Genomic DNA, 18,307 nt, shown 5'->3' on the forward strand with positions numbered 1-18,307 from the left:
CATTCACTCCGCTTACTTTGTCTAAATTAGTCATTTAATAGGCATCTCGCTAGATTCATTAATGTTAACATCACTCTGTTTCGTATTCTCTTTCTGATTTAATTTTCTTGAAGCGAAGATTGGCAATTGTTCATTCCATTTCTCCCTATCATATAACCACAAGTCCCACTCTTTATCAGAAATAAAAAGATCCAAATCAGTTGTTTCTTTACTATCATCCCTCTTGGATTTTGTTTTTTGCTTCCCATCATTTATCCACTGTTTGATATGCTCATACATAACTATTCCTTTACGGGCAATATTATATGCTCCGTTTGCATCAGCATCTATGGGTAAATGTGGTATTTCTTGGCTTTGATATTTACGTGAATCAAAATGTTCTCCTTGTTCATCCCTTATAGGAGAAAGCAAAAAGTTGTCGTCTTGATTTTTATTTGTATCTGCACCATAGAATTTATCTTCTTGTTTTTTAGTGATATCTCCTGAATTTCTGATTTGTTGAATCAGATCAATTACAAAACGAAGTGTTTCCCAAGCAGTGTGCTCATTGACTTTCTTAAGTTCTACTCTTTCTTCAAATTGCTGTCTCAAAGACTTTGAGTTATCAAAATTCTCAAATAATTTGTCTAATAATTCTTTTACATCAAAAGGTTCGATAATATATTCGTTTTTGTCTTTCCCCCTTTTTGCCCTGTAACGTTCCAACGCTTTACCGCCTTTACCAGACCACAATTTCCATTCTTTGCCATTCACATCAGTATATTGAAAGAAATAATCACCACTATAAACGCCAATCTCTGTAAAAGCACTGAGTATTTGTTTTTTAATATCGGCTTCGCTTCCCTTTTTCAGATAAATAGTTTTTCTCCAACCAGTTACAGGATCAGTTACAGAAGTGTAATTGGCACGAGTATACAACATAATGCCAACTTGTTTTCTATTTTCAATATCTCTGTAATTAGTCACTGGTGGCACAAGTTGCAGGGCTTTTGACACAGAACCTATTTTGCCCATATCCGTTACATTTTTATCTACAAGGTAATTCAGCTTTTTAGCCAACGCCAATTCAAACTTTTGATATACTTGTTGCTCGAATTTTTGACGCCTACGTTTAAATCCTGGATTCAAATCTTCCAATACAATGAAAGTGGATTTATAATTACCGTCTTTATCTCTCATCTTTTTGATAATCTCATGGATTACCAACGAAATATAGCCGTCTTTCAAGTTAGATATATTGCCTTTTTGTTGCCAGTTCTCCTGCTTTTTCTTACGTCTATCTGCAGCATTATTTATCTCCTGCAAATAATCTTTATTGTTAATAACATCAAAATGGTCCTGTTCAATGATTTCTCCATTTGCATTAACCAACGAATAGTAAATCAAATGCTTCTCACCACGATCAATGCCCAGAAATTGAATATCTTTTTGAATATCTTTAGTTTGAGTGAAGTTGTCGTTGACAGTTTCTGTAACATTCCTGTTGCCGTATGCCTTAAAATTCAATGTAATTGGGCAATGCAAGAAGAATTTATTAGTTGTAAATCTTTTATCTTTAACAATGTCATGTTTTAATTTTTTTATAGTAACTCTATTTTCATCAATCTCGTTGTTTTTATCTAAATAAGCCTTTGCCTCATCACTTAATGCTTCAATTGATTTATTCTTATTGGCAAACAAACGTAATTCATCATGAATTTTGTACGGAATTGTTTTGTTTGTTTCTTTTTCTCGTCTGTTGAGTACATAATCTTTAGTTGTGTGTGCGGGACTTTTTTTGATTCCTTTGGCAAGATTTCTGAAAAATATTTCAGATTCTCCATTAAGTTTATAGATCACATTTCTCTTGTTTTCTTCACTAAACAACATTTTCCAATAATAAGTGTGTATGTTATCTTTACCCCTAACAGTTTTTCTTTGAGAGAAATCCTTGTTGTAAATTTGAAACAGAAATACTTTCCCTTCATCAATAAATTCCAGTAATTTTTTCCAAGAAGTGTTTTCCTCCTTTATTTGATAACACGATACCTCTGTGTCATGATAGAACTCTGCAATGTCTTTGTATTCAGATGTTTTTTTCCAATCAAAATTAAAGTGTTTGTATGAATCGTGTTTTAAAAATCCTTTTTTAAAATAATCAATTAATTTTCCCAATGATATTTTATATTCTTCTTCGTTCTTTTTTCGGTGTTCTGTTCTGAATTTACCCGTATCATAAATGTCAAGTATATCATTAATTGGTAAATTGTATTTTTCCACCGCAGGTGCAAAACTATCTCCCTTTGAACGGATGAATAAACGTGGTGTATTCTTATTATCTGGTTTTTGAAAATCAAGGATTATCCTTGTTGCGGTTTCACCATTTGGCTGCTTTAGTGTTTTAATATCTTCTTTTGATAAATTGTAATTAATCGCTAAATAATAAAGCCCATCTTTTTTATATAGAAGTCCTGCCTTTTTGGCATAATCTGGTGGCCATCCACCAAGAAAAGAACTGCTTTCAAAGTTCAGTTTCAGCTTGTTTTTCTTTGCATCTTCCTGTGGTTTCTTGCTTAGGTAATTTCTCACCAAATCGTACCAATCAAACCAGTTGGAATCATCCGCACGTAGCAAAGCAGAAAGTATATTGGTCAGTTCAGGGTTAATGCTGTTTCCTTTTACCTTGCTCTCCTTTACTTCAAAATATTTCACAATCCACAGCAACCACTTTGATCTATCCAGCCATTCTTTTATCTGTAGAATATTGTTTTCATTTTTATAGTCGATTATTTTTAAAGCATCTTCTGATTTCTCGCAAAATTCCTTTGCCAACTTTTGCATATCTGCGCAAATAAGCTTGATAAGATTTTGGCTTGGTGTAAGCTTCTCATCAATTAAATCTTTATATTCTTCTAAAATATGTTCCCTGAAAAAGTCTTTACTCCAACCTTGAACAGCATCATGATTCAAAATTTCAAACAACCCCGACAGCTCAACGGCATCGTTTATTTTCAGTTGTTCTTCTCGCTCTTTGTTGTAGGTTGCAACTGATTTTAATGTTTCTTTTAACCCTTTGTCTTTTCCTTGTAGATCAGTTTGAATGCGATCTTTTATATCATGCCAGTTTGCTAAATACTTATTAGAAATCTTATCAACTGCTGCTTTCGACCAATAGGTGCCCTCCCAATCATTGTTTTCTCTTAACCATTCTATGAATGTGTAAATGGTGATTAGGGTATCATCGATTTGTTCGGCAAAATATTTTTCACCAGCTTTACTTATTTTGCTCAATTTTTCTTTGAGTTCCGTATCATCTTTAATTTGCTCAAACAAACTTTGTTTACCACATCCAATCTGTTTAAATAAGGTTTTGAACTGTGACAATTTTTTAAAATCCTTTTCGTCTTTTCTTTCCTGATTATACAAATTTATCAGCAGATTGTAATGTCCCATGACTCTGTTGTATTCGTCAATTCCTTCTTGAGAAAGATATTTTGGAAACTTATCAAGATTAAACCAGTCTTCGCTTACGGGTTGTGCCTCAATCAGTTGATTGGTTTTTGCATCTTTTATTTGTATAGTCCCGCGATTATCTTTCAAGTATTGATAAGCTTTTAGATATTCTTCTTTTCGGGAAACAATTGTTTCTGTGCGGGTATCATTTTTTTTCTTTTTCTGAACCTTTCCGATTAAAAACTGAATGACGTTATCACAAAATTTAGGCAAGTTTTCATGAACTATTCTCGTAGCTACTGCCGTGCTTGCTTCTTTTTTATATTCATAATAATTAGACCTATTGGTATTATACCCTGAAAAATATCCAAAGAAACCCTCAAATTCTTCGATATGTGCCCATAATTCTACATTATCTTTATATTGCTCTGACAAATACCCTATGATTTCTGCTTTTGCTGTTGGAACCCCGTTTTTTATTTCAAATAAAGGCTTCTCTTCTTCTTCTTTCTTCTTAGTTATTTTGGTTATCTTGTATGTCTTAACAGTTTTTTCAAAAGTCTTGCCTATTTGTTCCCGTAATTTCTTTTCAAAACCATCCAACTTTTTTTCTTTGCCTTTTTTGTATTCTTCAAAATATTCTGAAAAATCAATCTGTTTCGCTTCGTCTGAAGTCAAACTCTTATTAATTATATCTTCATGTATCTTGTCTAAGACAGGTTTTAGAGCATCATAAGCTGCTTTAATCAGTCTATCCTTCTCAATAATTTTCGTGAGTAATTCAGTTGCATCTTCAGGTGATAATACCACTCCATCCTTCCCAATTGGTCTTAACTCAAACCTCAAAGTTTTCGATAAGCTGTACAAATTTGTAAATTTATCCCATTTGCCTTTTTTGTTCATGCTCTAACCGCCACAGGAACTCTTATATTTCCAGAAAAAATGGTTTTTTCAATCATGTTATGCCTCGCTCATTTTCTATATGAATAGTACATTAAAAGGATTAAATCTTTTTCGGAGGTGAAATCATGCCCAAAATAGAGCTTGAAATCAAAACCCAACTTGAAAAGGACATTAAAGAAGCTTTTGAGGTGAACTCAAGGCTTCTAGCTACAATTCAAAGGCTGAGTGGTTGAGAGAGCAAATACGGAATGTCCTTACAAGATAGCTTATTGTTTTTTTGCTGGGAAACACCCTTCAAGACAGTAGACAGTTAATTTGCCTACACAATTGTCTCTTTCACAGATAGATGCCATATTACATGAAGTGCACAATTTACTGGTCAATTCACTTTTATCTAACTTAAGAGTTCCTTGTTTATCGTGCAATTCATGCAAGAGCTTGAGGTATTTGCCTTCTGCAATTCTTGGCACCCCATCCTTGTTTTTTAGTCCTATCCATTCGTATAGCCTTTTACCGCCTTTTGATGAATTGCATTTTTTACAGATTTTTATTGCATTGTCAGCAATATCTGGCCCACCGCAAGACCTGGGCAAAATATGCTCAACTGTTAGATCTTCCTTTGAACCACAATAAATACATTTATTTGGTTTTTCATGTTCCTTAACCCACTCTCTAATGGCAGTTGACCAAGTTATTTTGCCGTCTCTCAAAGCAATAAAACGGTCCATTTGGAAGGCTCTTTGATTTATTCCAAAACCTGCAGATTTGGAAATAAGTTTAGCATACTGCCAGAAAATCTCATCCTTTATTGTCTTCACAATTGCTGGTGGCATAATTAACCTCCTTTTCGTCTATAAAGCCTACTTCCTCCATAGACCTTAATTCTTAGTGTGCATAAGCGCAGGGAGAGGGATTCGAACCCTCGCCTCCCGAAGGAGACTGGCTCTCCAAGCCAGCGCCGTAGACCACTTGGCTATCCCTGCAAAGAGTAACACAACAGAATAAGTGTGCGTTTTTAAAGGTTTTAGGCGTTTACTGGTATAAGCCAAAAAATGATTTTGTTTCATTAACCGCGCCAGATACAACACCTAATAATGTTTCCATCTGAAACTTGAATTGGCCAAACGCAAAATGAAGCGGGCGCGCAGGGTCTGAGAAGGGTTTTTCTTTTGGCTCATTCCACACATTTATTTTTCTGCCATAAAAATAATTCTCATAAAAACGCGCAAGCACTTTTAAAAAAGGATTTGACTCCCAGTCTTTATTTCCCGACATAAGATTTGCATTGAATTTCATCTTAAACACGCCTTGCGGGATTGTTGTTTTCACTCCATTTTGCAGGACTTCAACATCGCGCACGCCAAACAGAGTAAAACCCACTTTTATCTTGAATTGCGTGTAACTGCCCGATTTCTTTGTGCACTCCCACTTGATGAGGATATCTTCTCCGCTAACTGAGCGAACAACCCGGTATTCGGTTTCCTGCACCCTAAATCCCAAATCATTAAAGTAGTCCCATAAAAGCCTGTACAAATCGTTATAGTCCGCAGGCCCTATATAGTCTGCTTTTTGTTCAAAAATCGCGTCTTCATTCATCTATAGGTTTACCGTTTTTTGATGCATAAAAACATTATGACGCAAAAAAAAGGGTGGTAAAATTAGTAAAAAGACATAACACTCAAAAGAATGCGCTACTCAGACCTACTTGTAGTTGTCACATGAAATGCCGTTTGGTTTGTAGCATTTGTAGAATTAGTAATATTCAACGCTGAACCGGTAAGCACGGATAAAAAGAAGACAGAGAATAATAGACTAAAAATGAACGACAGTCGTCTTTTGTTCATTCAACCTCCGCTACGGAATACATATTACTCATATATAAAACCCTATGAAAATCTACCAAACACGAAACGAAGGAAAATCCATTACAATAGATTTTTATATTCTGAGAAGACAGGGTTAACTATGAAAAAGGAAGCATTATTCCTACTCACACTATTTTTTATAAGTGGCTGCACAACAGTTTTACAGGGAGTTGAATCAAAACCACTGACTGCAGATAATTTTTCATTTAATGTCCCAGATGATATACTTGAAGAAGTTAACAGTAATGGACAAGCAAAAGTCAAGATAGTTACAAAGAATATTACCACTACGCAAGATTTAGAAGAAAAAATATTGAACGAACTAACCACTGATGACATTGAATTCGTACTTCCATCAACAACTTCACTCACTGCAGTTTACGCATACCTTACTTCAAGCGGATTTCACAAACTCAAAAACAATCAGTACATAGAATCTATTGGACGAGAAGAAGTGTTAACAGTAAATCCTCCTAAAGAAACAGATTCTCTAATCAGTTAATAATCTACCAAGGGGAAACAAAAGAAAATTTATATTGCTAGAACTCAATATAAAATTTACATGCTACATCCAATTCTTGAAAACAAATATTTTCTCATTTTAACAGGAATTGGAATAGGTATTATACTCTCTCTCTCAACAATCATTCTAATAACTATATATCTAGAAAACATGACACAACCAGAAAGCAAAGTAGGAGCAATAGCGCCCATAAAACAAAATGCTGATATCACTGCAAACGCAGGGATAGCATGTAGAGCAAATAGGGGACTAGAATGCGCAGAAGAGTGCACTACCTACATACTCCCCAGTGGCAACACAACTACTAACCAAAGTGAAGCACCATATGGACAATCTATAGGCTGCCAAGAAACAGTGAATATATACTGTTGTCTAAACTAGTGAGCTCTCACTCCCCTGTTTCGTTTTTAGTTTTTGAACCCTTACTAACAGGTTTTTGCCTTTTTTTAAACTCTTGTGAGTGGGCTTACAGAGAGTTGAACCCCGACGAGTGGCGCTCATAAATGACGTGGCGTTATGAAAAAGCATAAAAGCAATTACGGTTTTTGAATTGTTTACTATGACCTGTGATTTTTGCAGTCAAGACGAAATCGACACGTGCCAGTACTGCGGCAGACTCTTTTGTGAAGAACATGGAACTGACAACGCGTGCACTGAATGTAGAGACGAGTTTGATGAAAGCAAACTTGACGATATTGAAGACGCCGAAAACGCGGACTTCACCAAGACCTAACCCAAGCAAGTGCAATCTTTAAAACTACAAATAACCATCCTCTCTACAGACACAACATGCTTGACCTATCAGACAATTTCTCCCTTAACGCAGAAGAAGTGGTCACGAGCCGAACCTGCGTTACTGCCCAAAGCGGTGCGGGAAAAAGCTATCTTATTGGGGTTTTGTGCGAAGAATTGCTCAAAAAAGAATGGCCCTTCTGCATTATCGACCCTGAAGGAGAATACTCCTCGCTCAAACAAAAATTCAATCTCTTATGGGTTGGCGGAGAAAACAGCGACGTACCCCTTGAAACGTGCGACCTTGCAAAACTCGCAAAAACAGCAATCACCGACTACTACCCGCTCATCCTTGATGTGAGCGAAGCAAAAAACCCAAAAGCAGTTGTTAACACGTTTTGCGAACACCTTTTTCAAGCAGAAACAAAACTGCGAAAACCATACCTGCTCATTGTTGAAGAAGCAGACAAATTTGCTCCGCAAAAAGGCAACAACGACGTGCGCATCATTCATGACATTGCACGGCGCGGACGAAAACGAGGGCTTGGTCTTCTGCTTGCAACGCAACGGCCCGCGTTTATTGACAAAGACGTGCTCAGCCAGTGCAACAATCAAATGATTGGAAAACTCACGCTCAAAAATGACCTTGACGCAGTCAAACTCTTTTTTGAAAGCACACAAGAACTCAAAACACTCATGACCCTTGAACCCGGCTACTTCTACTTCATGGGCGACTTTGTTGACACAAAAGCGCTTATCAAATCGCGAGAACGACTCACCAAACACCAAGGCTACACACCCTTTGCGCGCACGGTTGGCGCGATTAACGTAAAAAACATTGCTCAACGCGTTGAACGAAAAGATGCGTCAAACGCTGAGCGAATCAAACCCGTTCTCTCTGAGCAGGAAGCACAAGCACGCATACGTCTTAAAAAACGATTTGTCTTTTTTGGAAGACCTCTTGAAAAAATAAACAGCATCACGCGTATTGAACGACCCCTTCTCAAAACGCGCGTAAAAGTGATTCTTGGAAAGCGCATTCGCGACCTTACTATTATATTTGACGGCATCACCGGCATTCCAATCCAATACAGAAATGGCATCATCTTTCTCAAACAATACTCACCGCTCATTGGCCTTGACCAGGACGAAGTAAACACGCTCTTCCACCTTATTGGCAGAGGCTCAGGAACCATACGGGACGTTGTGCACATGATACGCGGCTCAGATTCAGGCATTCGCCGCGCGATTCAAAAACTCTACAAACACAAACTCATAACGCGTATTGGAAAAATCGAAAATGCGCACGTCTACAAACCCCTCGTATACGTGCCCTGGGTTAAGCGCGTGCAATTTTTTGACACTGAGTTTCCAAAAGGCGAGCCTGCAAAACAAGAAAAAACACCGTTCACCCTTGAGCAAGCACGAGAATTTGTCAAAGGCGTTGATGCCAACGCTGAAATCGTGAGCTCGTCTGTTGTGTACTACCCCTTCTACAAAGTCACCATAAAAGCAAAGAAAACGGAGCGAACCGTATTTGTCGACGGGGTTTCAGGACGAAAAATCCGATTCTACAAAGCACAACACATACAGGAATAAAAAAAAGGAGTGGGAAAAAAAGAGATTCCCCAACCGCATTGAGGACAGTTAAGCCGTTCTCGTGAACGAAGCAAAAAACATTATTTTTTTGCTTTCTTTTTTGGTGCTGCCTTTTTTGCCGGTTTTTTTGCTGGCTTTTTCATTGCCTTTTTTGCCGGTTTCTTAGCAGAAGCCTTTTTCATCATACTGAAAAACACCCCCCCATTGTATTCATTTCAATACCAAAATGGTATACTCTGCTTATGCGCAGACCATGTTTAAAAATAAATCGGAAAGAGAAAAAGGCTAACTGCTTTATTCTATGATTTCCATTTCGATGTTGACATCTTTTGGAATTGGAATTCTCATCACGTAACGAAGCGCTTTTTCATTTACATCAAGGTCAATAAGCCGCTTGTGAATACGCATTTCCCATGTCTCATATGACTCACGACCCTCGCCACACGGGCTTTTTCGAACAGGGACTTTAAGCCGCTTTGTTGGAAGAGGAATAGGTCCACTAAGCTTAACTCCTGCCTTTTTGGCAATATCTTTGATTTCAGTACACACGCCTTCCAGCTTGCGTACATCTGTTGAAAAGAGCTTAATGACTGCTTTTCCCATTACTTGGCACTAAACACGCATATGGTTTTTAAAGATTACTGTTAGATGCCTACGAACAAAACAATGTAATGCCCGCAAAAACAAAAAATACCGTTATAATCCCCGATTAGAAGCGGAAAAGGATATTAAAACCTTAACAATACTTAAACAAAACAGCTTAGTGTATGACTCTTCTTTTTTTGTGAAAAACAAAAAAATGTTTTTGGTTGCGCTTTAATTTCTTTTTTGAAACTAATTTTTTTGACAAAATCTCATCACGCTCAAGCCAAAAGAGCCTCATAATGAATATAAGCCCAAAAAATGACACCGCGCTTGCAAGCATGAATGTGTACTTAAAACCAATGTAGTCTGCAATAGCAGCGCCAATAATGCCGGTTATGGCAATGCCAAAACCAATGAGCGCAGAGTATGAACTCCACTCAAAACTCTCATGATTCTTATCAAGATGCGTGACCCACAACGCAATCCACGCAGGGTACGCAAGTGCAACACCAACACCGTACAGTACCTGAAGCATGTATATCATCCAGATGTGGTCTGCAAAGATGTAGAGAAGCGGAATTGCAACAATAATAATAGAGCCCAGCATCAACCAAATAGTATCATGGTCATGCGAATCAATAAACCGTGAAAAAGGGAGCTGAATGATATTTTTTACCACAAAAAAAAGCGTGCTTGCAAATCCTGCAGCAAAAATCGTTCCCCCAATAATATTGTCCTTAATAAAAATTGCAAGAATAGGGGTCATCAGACCAAAACCAGATAGTATAAAAAAGTCAGACATCATCAAAAGTAAGATAACCAGATTCATCACCTTCCTAAAGAGCTGAACAAAGATAAAAAACTATCCAGAAAATAACAATAGTTAAAAGTATAGTATAACTCAGTTATAGTATGGCTGATTTTGATATCGAATACAAGCAAGGATGGCATGATAATACAAAACCCTATGAAAACTTTGGCTACGGCCTTACTGAGGACATTGTTCGAAAAATTTCAGCACGAAAACAAGAACCCGCGTGGATGCTTCAAAAACGCCTCAAAGGATTGGAATTATTTTTAGAAAAACCCATGATTCGCTGGGGTGATTCACAACTGCTCAACGCACTTGATTTTGATACAATTCAATATTATGTAAACCCTATAAAAAAAGCTGGGCGCTCATGGGAAGATGTTCCAGAAAATATTAAAAACAGTTTTGAACGCCTTGGCATCCCTGAAGCTGAGCGAAAATACTTTGCCGGCGTTGGCGCGCAATACGACAGCGAAGTTGTGTATCATGGATTGCGCCAAGAACTTCAAGACAAAGGCGTTATTTTTCTTTCCATGGATGAGGGACTCAAACAATACCCAGACAGGGTAAAACAGTATTTTGGCAAAATCATCCCGCCGCATGACAATAAGTTTGCCGCTCTCAACACTGCAGTATGGAGCGGCGGCTCGTTTGTGTACGTGCCAAAGGATGTGCAACTTAACGACTTTCCCCTGCAGGCCTACTTTAGAATTAATGCCAAAAATGCAGGCCAATTTGAGCGAACACTCATCATTGCTGAACCTGGCTCAAAAGTGCACTACATTGAAGGCTGCACCGCACCAGTGTACTCCGAAAACGCGCTGCACTCTGCTGTAGTTGAGCTTATTGCAAAAAAAGATTCACACCTTCGTTACACCACCGTTCAGAATTGGTCAAATGACGTGTACAACCTCGTTACCAAACGCGCTCACGCATATGAAGGCGCGTTAGTCGAATGGGTTGACGGCAACATCGGCTCAAAACTCACCATGAAATACCCTAGTGTGTACTTGCTTGGCAAGGGAGCGCGAGGCGAAGTCCTGTCTGTTGCGTACGCAGGAAACGGCCAGCACCAGGATACTGGAGCAAAAATGATTCACTTAGCGCCAAACACGAGCTCACGTATTATTGCAAAAAGCATTTCAAAAGGAACAGGAAAAACCACCTATCGCGGACTCGTGCGCGTTGAGCGCAGCGCAGATAACGTTAAATCAAGCGTGCAGTGTGATGCGCTGCTTCTTAATGATTACTCACAAAGTGATACCTTTCCTATTATGGAAATTGATAATGAAAACGCGCAGATAAGCCATGAAGCAACAGTTGGAAAAATTGGTGATGACGAACTTTTTTACGTACAGACACGCGGCATTCCTGAAAATGAAGCGCTGAGTCTTCTTGTAAACGGTTTTTTTGAACCATTTTCAAAACAGTTACCCATGGATTATGCAATAGAGCTTAACCGTTTGATTGAGCATGAAATGAAAGGCGCAATTGGTTAGTCAAGCATTTTCCATAAATAGAGGGCTGCGAGGGTGCGATACGGCGCCCAGACCCGGCTTAGTTCTTCAACGCGTTTTGGTTTTGGCAGCTCTTCAAAACCATAGAGTGTTTGCACCGCTTTTCTAAGCCCCAAGTCACCTGCTGAAAACACGTCTAAACGTTTGAGCGAGAACATTAAAAACATTTCAACACTCCATTGACCAATGCCTTTGACTTTTACGAGTTCGTCAATGATTTCTTGATTTGTCATGTTCAAAAAATCAGTGCGCACGTGATTATGAGCAAACTTTTCTGCTAAATCTTTTAGATACGTTTTTTTCTGATTGCTCAAACCAACCCCATCCAAATCAGCAGTCAGGACTTCTTTTGGAGCAATTGGTGTGCGTTCTTTTACCCGATTCCAGATAGTGATGGCAGCTTTTGTTGACAATTGCTGAAACACAATGCTTCGACAAAGCATTTGAAAATAATCATCATTTGCTGCCCATGAAAAATCAATGTCACCAAGCTCATCAATTACGCGCGCTAGTTTCTCATCTTTTGCTTTGAGTTCATTACTCTCGTTTTCAAACATATTCTGCTAATTCCTTACGCTTTGATAGACTAAAACATTGTGCATTCTTTGAAATATCATAACACGTCACGCACTAGACAAATGTTGCACGCAAAACTCTTTTTTATGACGTATCCTCCTCTTACCTGTGTTTTTAAGTATTGTATGAAAACAACGCATTACGCGCGCTCATTGCTAAACATGAAGCGAAGCGAATAGTCTTTTTTCTTGCTGGGTCCAAGCACATCAAAACCCTGCGTATCCAAAAAATAGGTGTCATCAGATACGGGTAATTTCAGGAGCGTGCTAACCGGTTCTATGCACACGTAATCTGCGCCTTTCGGGCTCCACACAACAAGATTGTTAAAATCATCAGACTGGTAGTGAATCTGGTAATTCCCGTTCATGTAGTGCAATTGTGAAACACCCTTCAAAAGCAGTGCGTGGTTTGGTTTCATCTCTGATGCTCGTATCACTTCACTAAGGGTAAAACCATTAATGCCCTGCACAAACATACCATCAGAAACATCTCCGCCAATCAAAAACGCAGGATGCCATGCAAACATGAAAGGCATGGGCTGGAGTGAATTATTAGTAATTGAAAAATCCACTTCAAGCGCGCCATCTTCTTTTGGGTTGAATGTTTTTTCAAGAAGATAGGCCAAGAATGAAACGTGCTCTGGTCGTGAGTGGTCTGCTGCGTATTTTCTGTTAACAACGGGCTCGCCCCAATACAATTGATAGAAGCGCGCGTCTCCTGAACGAATAAAATCAAGATTCGGCGCAATGCCATGCTGATCATGCGAAAAAACATGGTCGCCCACGCGAATCTCGCTACGCGGTCCTACTGGTCCAAACACCGGAAAACACAGGTGTTCTTTTCGCTGTTGTGAACAAAACTCAGTGTCATCGTGTAAGAGACTGGTGAGTGTTCCTTTTACATAGGTAAGTTTCATTGTTCAAGCACATTACTAATTAGTTTTTAAAGCTTGTGTACGAGAAAAAATAAGAGAAAAAAGGGGGTTTTTAAACCCCTCTTTTTTTGCTACTTTAAAAGGTTTTTACCTTTTTTCAAGGATTTTTGTGCAGATTCCTGCAGCAACGGTTTGACCCATGTCTCGAATAGCAAATGAAGCCATTTGAGGAATAACTCCTCGTTCTTCAATGACCATTGGCTTTGTAGGCTCGAGTTCAACAATTGCAGCGTCACCGTTTCGGAGGAATTCAGGATTCTCTTCTTTTACTGCACCAGTTCGTGGGTCAAGTTTTTGCTTGAGTTTTACGAACTTGCACGCGACTTGCGCGGTGTGGCAGTGGAAGACTGGAGTGTATCCGGGGGTAAGCACGGTTGGGTGTCGTAGCACAAAGATTCGTGCTTCAAATCGTTTTGCAACGGTTGGAGGCTGGTCTGGAGTACCGACAACGTCACCACGGCGGATGTCTTCTTTTGCAACGCCTCGAACGTTGAAACCAACGTTGTCTCCAGGCTCTGCTTTCTCAATTTCCTCATGGTGCATTTCAATGCTCTTTACTTCGCCTTGCGCGCCGCTTGGCATGAAGACGATTTTTTGACCTTTCTTGAAAACGCCTGTTTCAACTTTTCCTACTGGAACAGTTCCAATACCTTTAATTGAGTACACGTCTTGGATTGGAAGTCTAAGTGGAAGTTCCACTGGAGCTTCAGGGATTACAAAGTTGTCAAATGCTTCTTTAAGAGTTGGACCACTGTACCAGGTAAGCTTATCTCCTTTTGCAATGATGTTGTCTCCGCCAATAGCTGAGGTTGGAATCATTTGCACTTTGCTCATGTCGTAGCCAACGCTTTTGAGAAGTTCAGTAACTTCTTTTTTGACTGCGTCATATTTTGCCTGGTCATAGTTGATAGTATCTACTTTGTTAAGTGCAACAATCAATTGTCCAATGCCAAGCACACGAGCCAAGTACGCGTGTTCGCGAGTCTGGTCTTGGATGCCGTCTTTTGTTGAAACAACAAGAACTGCAGCGTCAGCTTGTGATGCGCCAGTAATCATGTTTTTCACAAAGTCCTTGTGACCCGGTGCGTCGATAACCGTAAATTCGTATTTATCAGTGTCGAATTTCTTGTGAGCAAGCTCAATTGTGATACCTTTTTTACGTTCTTCTTTGCTCAAATCGACTGCGTACGCGTATTCCCACGTACCTTTACCGTATTCAGCAGCTTCTGCTCTGAATTTTTCTAGTTGTTGTTTGGAAACTACTCCTGTCTCTACAAATAGCCTTCCAATAAGGGTTGATTTTCCATGGTCAATGTGACCGATGAAAATCAGATTCAAGTGCGGTTTTTGCTTTGCCATATTCTATTCACCATATGTTTAATTATTAATATTAATAAAGAGAAACAAAAAACTACCCCTTTTTAAACATTTCTGACTAGAGTCAAAAATGCATAAAAAAAAGCAGTAAAAACGCGTTTTCGGTTCATACAAGCCAGCGTCTGCCGTCTGCGCGCATCAATGAAAATAGCTCAGACGGACCTTTACTTCCCGGATAGTAGTATACAAGGCGCGGCGAGTCAAGAGCACGCATCACCTGCTCATACACCGCCCAGCACGCTTCAGCTTCCTCGCCGGTTACAAAACCTTTATTGTCAAAGCGAATAACGCGATAGAGTAATCGGTCATAGGGATGCGCGTGTTTTTTTCGCAGGTCTTTGTTTTCCAAAAAACTCATAAATACCGGTTCAAGCATGTCATCTTTAAAGGAGTGGTACACATTAAAACGCACGCTCACGCCCTCATCTCCAGAGATAGTGATAAGAATCGAGTTTGGGAGCACTCCTTTTTTGAAAATTTTAGAATCACTTTTTTTAAGACGAATATAGATGCGGGTCACTTTCTCGTCTAAACCCTTTCCGCTCTTAAAATAAAATGGCACGCCACGCCAGCGCTCGTTATCAACAAAGAGCTTAAGCCCCATGCACGTTTCAATTGAGGAATCAGTTCCCAAATCCTTACAAAAACCATGATATTGACCTTTGACAAGAAAACACGTTTCATCAAGCGTGATGTTTTTTAAAAAATCAACCTTGCTTTTTGAGAGGTCCTCTCGTTTAAGCGAGTCAGGTTCCTCAATACCAACAAGGCTTGCAAGCTGCAATAAATGGGTTTGAAACATATCTTTTAGCACGCCACTATCCCCAAAATAGGCGTTTCTGCCCTCAAGACCGATTTTTTCGTTTGCAATGATTTGCACGTGGTCTATGAAATCCTTATTCCAAATCTTTTCAAAAAAATGGTTTGAAAAGCGCACGGCAAGAATGTTTCGAACCATCTTATAATTGAGGTAGTGGTCAATCCGGTACACTTTTTCCTCACTACCTTGCTCTAAAATAAGCGTGTTAAGGGTTTTGCATGAGGCTGCATCCATGCCGAATGGTTTTTCAAACGCAATGCGGGACTCATCATCAAAAGCAAACAGCCCTGAGTGCATGAGTTGGGTGAGCGCGTTTTCAAAAAGCATCGGATGCAAGCTTAAGTAGAAAATAATGTTTCCTGCATAGTCTGCTTTTAATTGTTTCAAATAGCTTTCAACATGGTCTAAACCGCCAGGCTCGTGCATGTCAACACGTTGGTAGAAGAATTTTTTGAGAAACTGATTATTGCATTTAAAATTAGTTGATTCAAACACGATTCTTCGAAAATGAGCGTCAGTTAATGTGCTTCGAGCAATGCCAACAACCTTGAAGTCGCGTGAAATCTTTTTTGAACGAACCAGACGAAAGAGTGCTGAATACAGTTTTCTTTTTGCCAAATCTCCTGTTGCACCAAAAAGAACAAGAACAAATGGGTCGCGTCTAATTCTACCCATACTATTGAACAAGACACGCGAACTATAAAAGACTAGTCATGGCAAAAAAAAAATGGGGGCGCAAGACGGGGTTAGTACTGTGTTTGTGCAAGCCCTTTTCGTTCACGAATCTTTGTAATAACATCTGTTTGCATTGAGTGAGGCAATTGTTCGAAGCGAACGTCTTTTAAGCTCCACACTGCGCGACCACTGCTTGCGCTGCGCAATTCACTTGTAAACCCAAATGATTCTGCAACAGGCATTTTTGCCATCATAACCAGATATCTATCGGTCTGGTCCATGTCAAGAATGCTTCCGCGCCGTGACTGCACAAGCTTTGTGAGCGCACCCATAACTTCTACAGGACTGTCAATGCGAATTTCGCGAACAGGCTCGAACATAATAGGTGCGGCATGTTCAAATGCAACACGAATACCCTCCCTAACTGCAGGCAGCACTTGAGCCGGTCCGCGGTGAATCGCGTCCTCGTGGAGTTTAACATCCATGAGTTTAACTTTCACACCAATAACCGGTTCGCGTGAAAGAGGTCCTGAGCGCACAATTTCTTTAAACGCATCAATAACCATTGGCAGGACTTCGCGAATCTGCACAATACCCTTTGTCATGTCAAGAAACGCACAACTTTCATAGAGTGATTTAACTGCGCGCGCTTCATCTTTGTCCATGCCAAGTTCATGGAATTCTTTCCAGATTTCCTTGTCCTTTGGCTTGATGTCCATGTTCTCAAGCTTTCCGTTTCGAAGCGCATCATACACGCTTGCGTCAAGTGGCTCTACTATGAGGTAGAACTTATTGTGCTTGTTTGGACTTTTTCCTTCTGCTTCAGGGGACGTTTTAGTAACTGATTCACGATATACTACGATTGGCTCTGACGTTTGGATTTCAACACCCTTGTATTTCTGGATTTTTTGCTCAATCCATTCAAGGTGCAGTTCGCCAAGACCGCTCATCAAGTGTTCGCCAGTTTCCTCATAAATCTGGATGCGAATGGTTGGGTCTTCTTTTTCAATTCCGCGCAAAACCTCAATGAGTTTTGGCAAGTCTTTTGGATTCTTTGCTTCAACTGCTTTTGTCACAACCGGCTCGAAAATGTGGCTGATAGCTTCAAAGGGCTCAATCATTATGTTAGAAATTGTTTCGCCAGAAAACGTGTCTTTAAGACCTACAATTGCAACGATGTTTCCTGCAATTGCTTCATCAATGGTAACACGTTGATTTCCTTTGTACATAGCAACTTGCTGGATACGCTCTTCGCGACCACCCTTAACCAATTTCACGGTATCGCCTTGCTTGAGCTTTCCTGAAAAGATGCGGCCTGTTGCGACTTCACCATACTCGTCAACCGTGACTTTAGTTACTTCAAGAATAAGCGGTCCGACTGAACTGCACGCAAGAAGCGCTTTTCCAACGTCACTTTCCAAATCACCCTTCCAAATAGTAGGGATACGGTATTGCTGCGCTTGTTTTGGGTTTGGAAAGTGCGTGATTGCCATATCAAGAAGGATTTCGTGAAGTGGTGCTTTTTTTGCGAGTTCTTGGACTTTTTCTTTATCATCGCTGTTGTATGCTTCAATAATGTCTTTGAAGGTAAGTCCGCGCTCATGCATGGCAGGAAGGCTTAATGCCCACTTATCAATTGCTGAACCAAACGCAACACTGCCGTCACCAACTTGCACGAGCCATTCGGCAAGTTTGTCTTTTGGCGCGTACGTCTTGATAAGCTCATTGACGCTGTTAATCCAGTGGATAAAGCGTTGCTGCATTTCTTCTGGTTTAAGTTTTAACTCCTTAATGAGTCTGTCAACTTTGTTAATGAAAAGAACGGGTTTAACACGCTCTTTGAGGGCTTGGCGAAGAACGGTTTCAGTTTGCGGCATTGCACCTTCAACTGCACAAAGCACAACAAGCGCGCCGTCAACAGCACGCATTGCGCGCGTAACGTCACCGCCAAAGTCCAC

At 39.7% G+C, this 18,307-nt stretch carries 14 protein-coding genes and 1 tRNA gene (1 of these 15 running past the window's edge); 4 read left to right on the forward strand and 11 right to left on the reverse strand.

Annotated elements, in window-relative coordinates:
- Window positions 1–30: 30 nt before the first annotated feature.
- The 4 genes from COT72_04385 to COT72_04400 all read right to left on the reverse strand — a co-directional run bounded on the left by COT72_04385 (window position 31) and on the right by COT72_04400 (window position 5,931).
- Complete coding sequence (locus COT72_04385) at window positions 31–4,335, reverse strand: type V CRISPR-associated protein Cpf1 (protein PIN99799.1); 4,305 nt, start codon at window positions 4,333–4,335, stop codon at window positions 31–33.
- Window positions 4,336–4,601: 266 nt separating this feature from the next.
- The gene (locus tag COT72_04390; GenBank protein ID PIN99800.1) at window positions 4,602–5,168 is read right to left on the reverse strand and encodes an HNH endonuclease; all 567 of its coding nucleotides are present in this window, start codon (window positions 5,166–5,168) and stop codon (window positions 4,602–4,604) included.
- A 66-nt stretch (window positions 5,169–5,234) separates the two neighbouring features.
- A tRNA-Ser gene (locus COT72_04395) sits at window positions 5,235–5,318 on the reverse strand.
- A gap of 49 nt (window positions 5,319–5,367) precedes the next feature.
- Complete coding sequence (locus tag COT72_04400) at window positions 5,368–5,931, reverse strand: hypothetical protein (protein ID PIN99801.1); 564 nt, start codon at window positions 5,929–5,931, stop codon at window positions 5,368–5,370.
- Between the two features lie 369 nt (window positions 5,932–6,300).
- Here COT72_04400 and COT72_04405 point away from each other — a divergent pair, with 369 nt between their 5' ends.
- The 3 genes from COT72_04405 (at window position 6,301) to COT72_04415 (ending at window position 9,054) form a co-directional block, all read left to right on the forward strand.
- A complete protein-coding gene (locus COT72_04405; protein PIN99802.1) occupies window positions 6,301–6,702 on the forward strand; it encodes a hypothetical protein in 402 nt (133 codons plus the stop codon).
- 60 nt (window positions 6,703–6,762) lie between these two features.
- Entirely contained in the window at window positions 6,763–7,104 is a 342-nt protein-coding gene (locus tag COT72_04410) for a hypothetical protein (protein PIN99803.1), read from the forward strand.
- 408 nt (window positions 7,105–7,512) lie between these two features.
- The gene (locus tag COT72_04415) at window positions 7,513–9,054 is read left to right on the forward strand and encodes a hypothetical protein (protein ID PIN99804.1); all 1,542 of its coding nucleotides are present in this window, start codon (window positions 7,513–7,515) and stop codon (window positions 9,052–9,054) included.
- 294 nt (window positions 9,055–9,348) lie between these two features.
- On the opposite strand, the gene COT72_04420 is transcribed toward COT72_04415, so the two are convergent.
- Together COT72_04420 and COT72_04425 are read right to left on the reverse strand one after the other, a co-directional pair.
- Window positions 9,349–9,657 carry a 30S ribosomal protein S10 gene (locus COT72_04420; protein ID PIN99805.1) on the reverse strand — a complete coding sequence of 103 codons (309 nt, stop codon included), beginning with the start codon at window positions 9,655–9,657 and terminating at the stop codon, window positions 9,349–9,351.
- A 157-nt stretch (window positions 9,658–9,814) separates the two neighbouring features.
- Entirely contained in the window at window positions 9,815–10,468 is a 654-nt protein-coding gene (locus tag COT72_04425) for a hypothetical protein (protein PIN99806.1), read from the reverse strand.
- A gap of 83 nt (window positions 10,469–10,551) precedes the next feature.
- On the opposite strand from COT72_04425, the gene sufB reads away from it, so the two are divergent.
- Complete coding sequence (sufB, locus tag COT72_04430) at window positions 10,552–11,949, forward strand: Fe-S cluster assembly protein SufB (protein PIN99807.1); 1,398 nt, start codon at window positions 10,552–10,554, stop codon at window positions 11,947–11,949.
- On the opposite strand, the gene COT72_04435 is transcribed toward sufB, so the two are convergent.
- The 5 genes from COT72_04435 to COT72_04455 form a co-directional block, all read right to left on the reverse strand.
- Window positions 11,946–12,524, reverse strand: coding sequence for a DNA-3-methyladenine glycosylase 2 family protein (locus COT72_04435; protein PIN99808.1), 579 nt, complete (start codon window positions 12,522–12,524; stop codon window positions 11,946–11,948). The genes sufB and COT72_04435 overlap by 4 nt on opposite strands.
- 158 nt (window positions 12,525–12,682) lie before the next feature.
- Window positions 12,683–13,459: a hypothetical protein gene (locus COT72_04440; protein PIN99809.1), complete on the reverse strand. Its 777-nt coding sequence runs from the start codon at window positions 13,457–13,459 to the stop codon at window positions 12,683–12,685.
- Window positions 13,460–13,564: 105 nt separating this feature from the next.
- Window positions 13,565–14,836 (reverse strand): translation elongation factor EF-1 subunit alpha, encoded by a 1,272-nt coding sequence (tuf, locus tag COT72_04445; GenBank protein PIN99810.1) that lies wholly within the window; start codon window positions 14,834–14,836, stop codon window positions 13,565–13,567.
- 124 nt (window positions 14,837–14,960) lie between these two features.
- Window positions 14,961–16,349 carry a hypothetical protein gene (locus tag COT72_04450; protein PIN99811.1) on the reverse strand — a complete coding sequence of 463 codons (1,389 nt, stop codon included), beginning with the start codon at window positions 16,347–16,349 and terminating at the stop codon, window positions 14,961–14,963.
- A gap of 71 nt (window positions 16,350–16,420) precedes the next feature.
- Window positions 16,421–18,307, reverse strand: partial view of an elongation factor EF-2 gene (locus COT72_04455; protein PIN99812.1) — the 3' portion only. Its footprint extends 225 nt past the window's final position; only the last 1,887 of its 2,112 coding nucleotides appear in the window; its start codon lies off the right edge, out of view; the stop codon is at window positions 16,421–16,423.

It is taken from the genome of archaeon CG10_big_fil_rev_8_21_14_0_10_43_11 (genome assembly GCA_002763265.1).
Lineage (GTDB): Archaea > Nanobdellota > Nanobdellia > PEZQ01 > PEZQ01 > PEZQ01.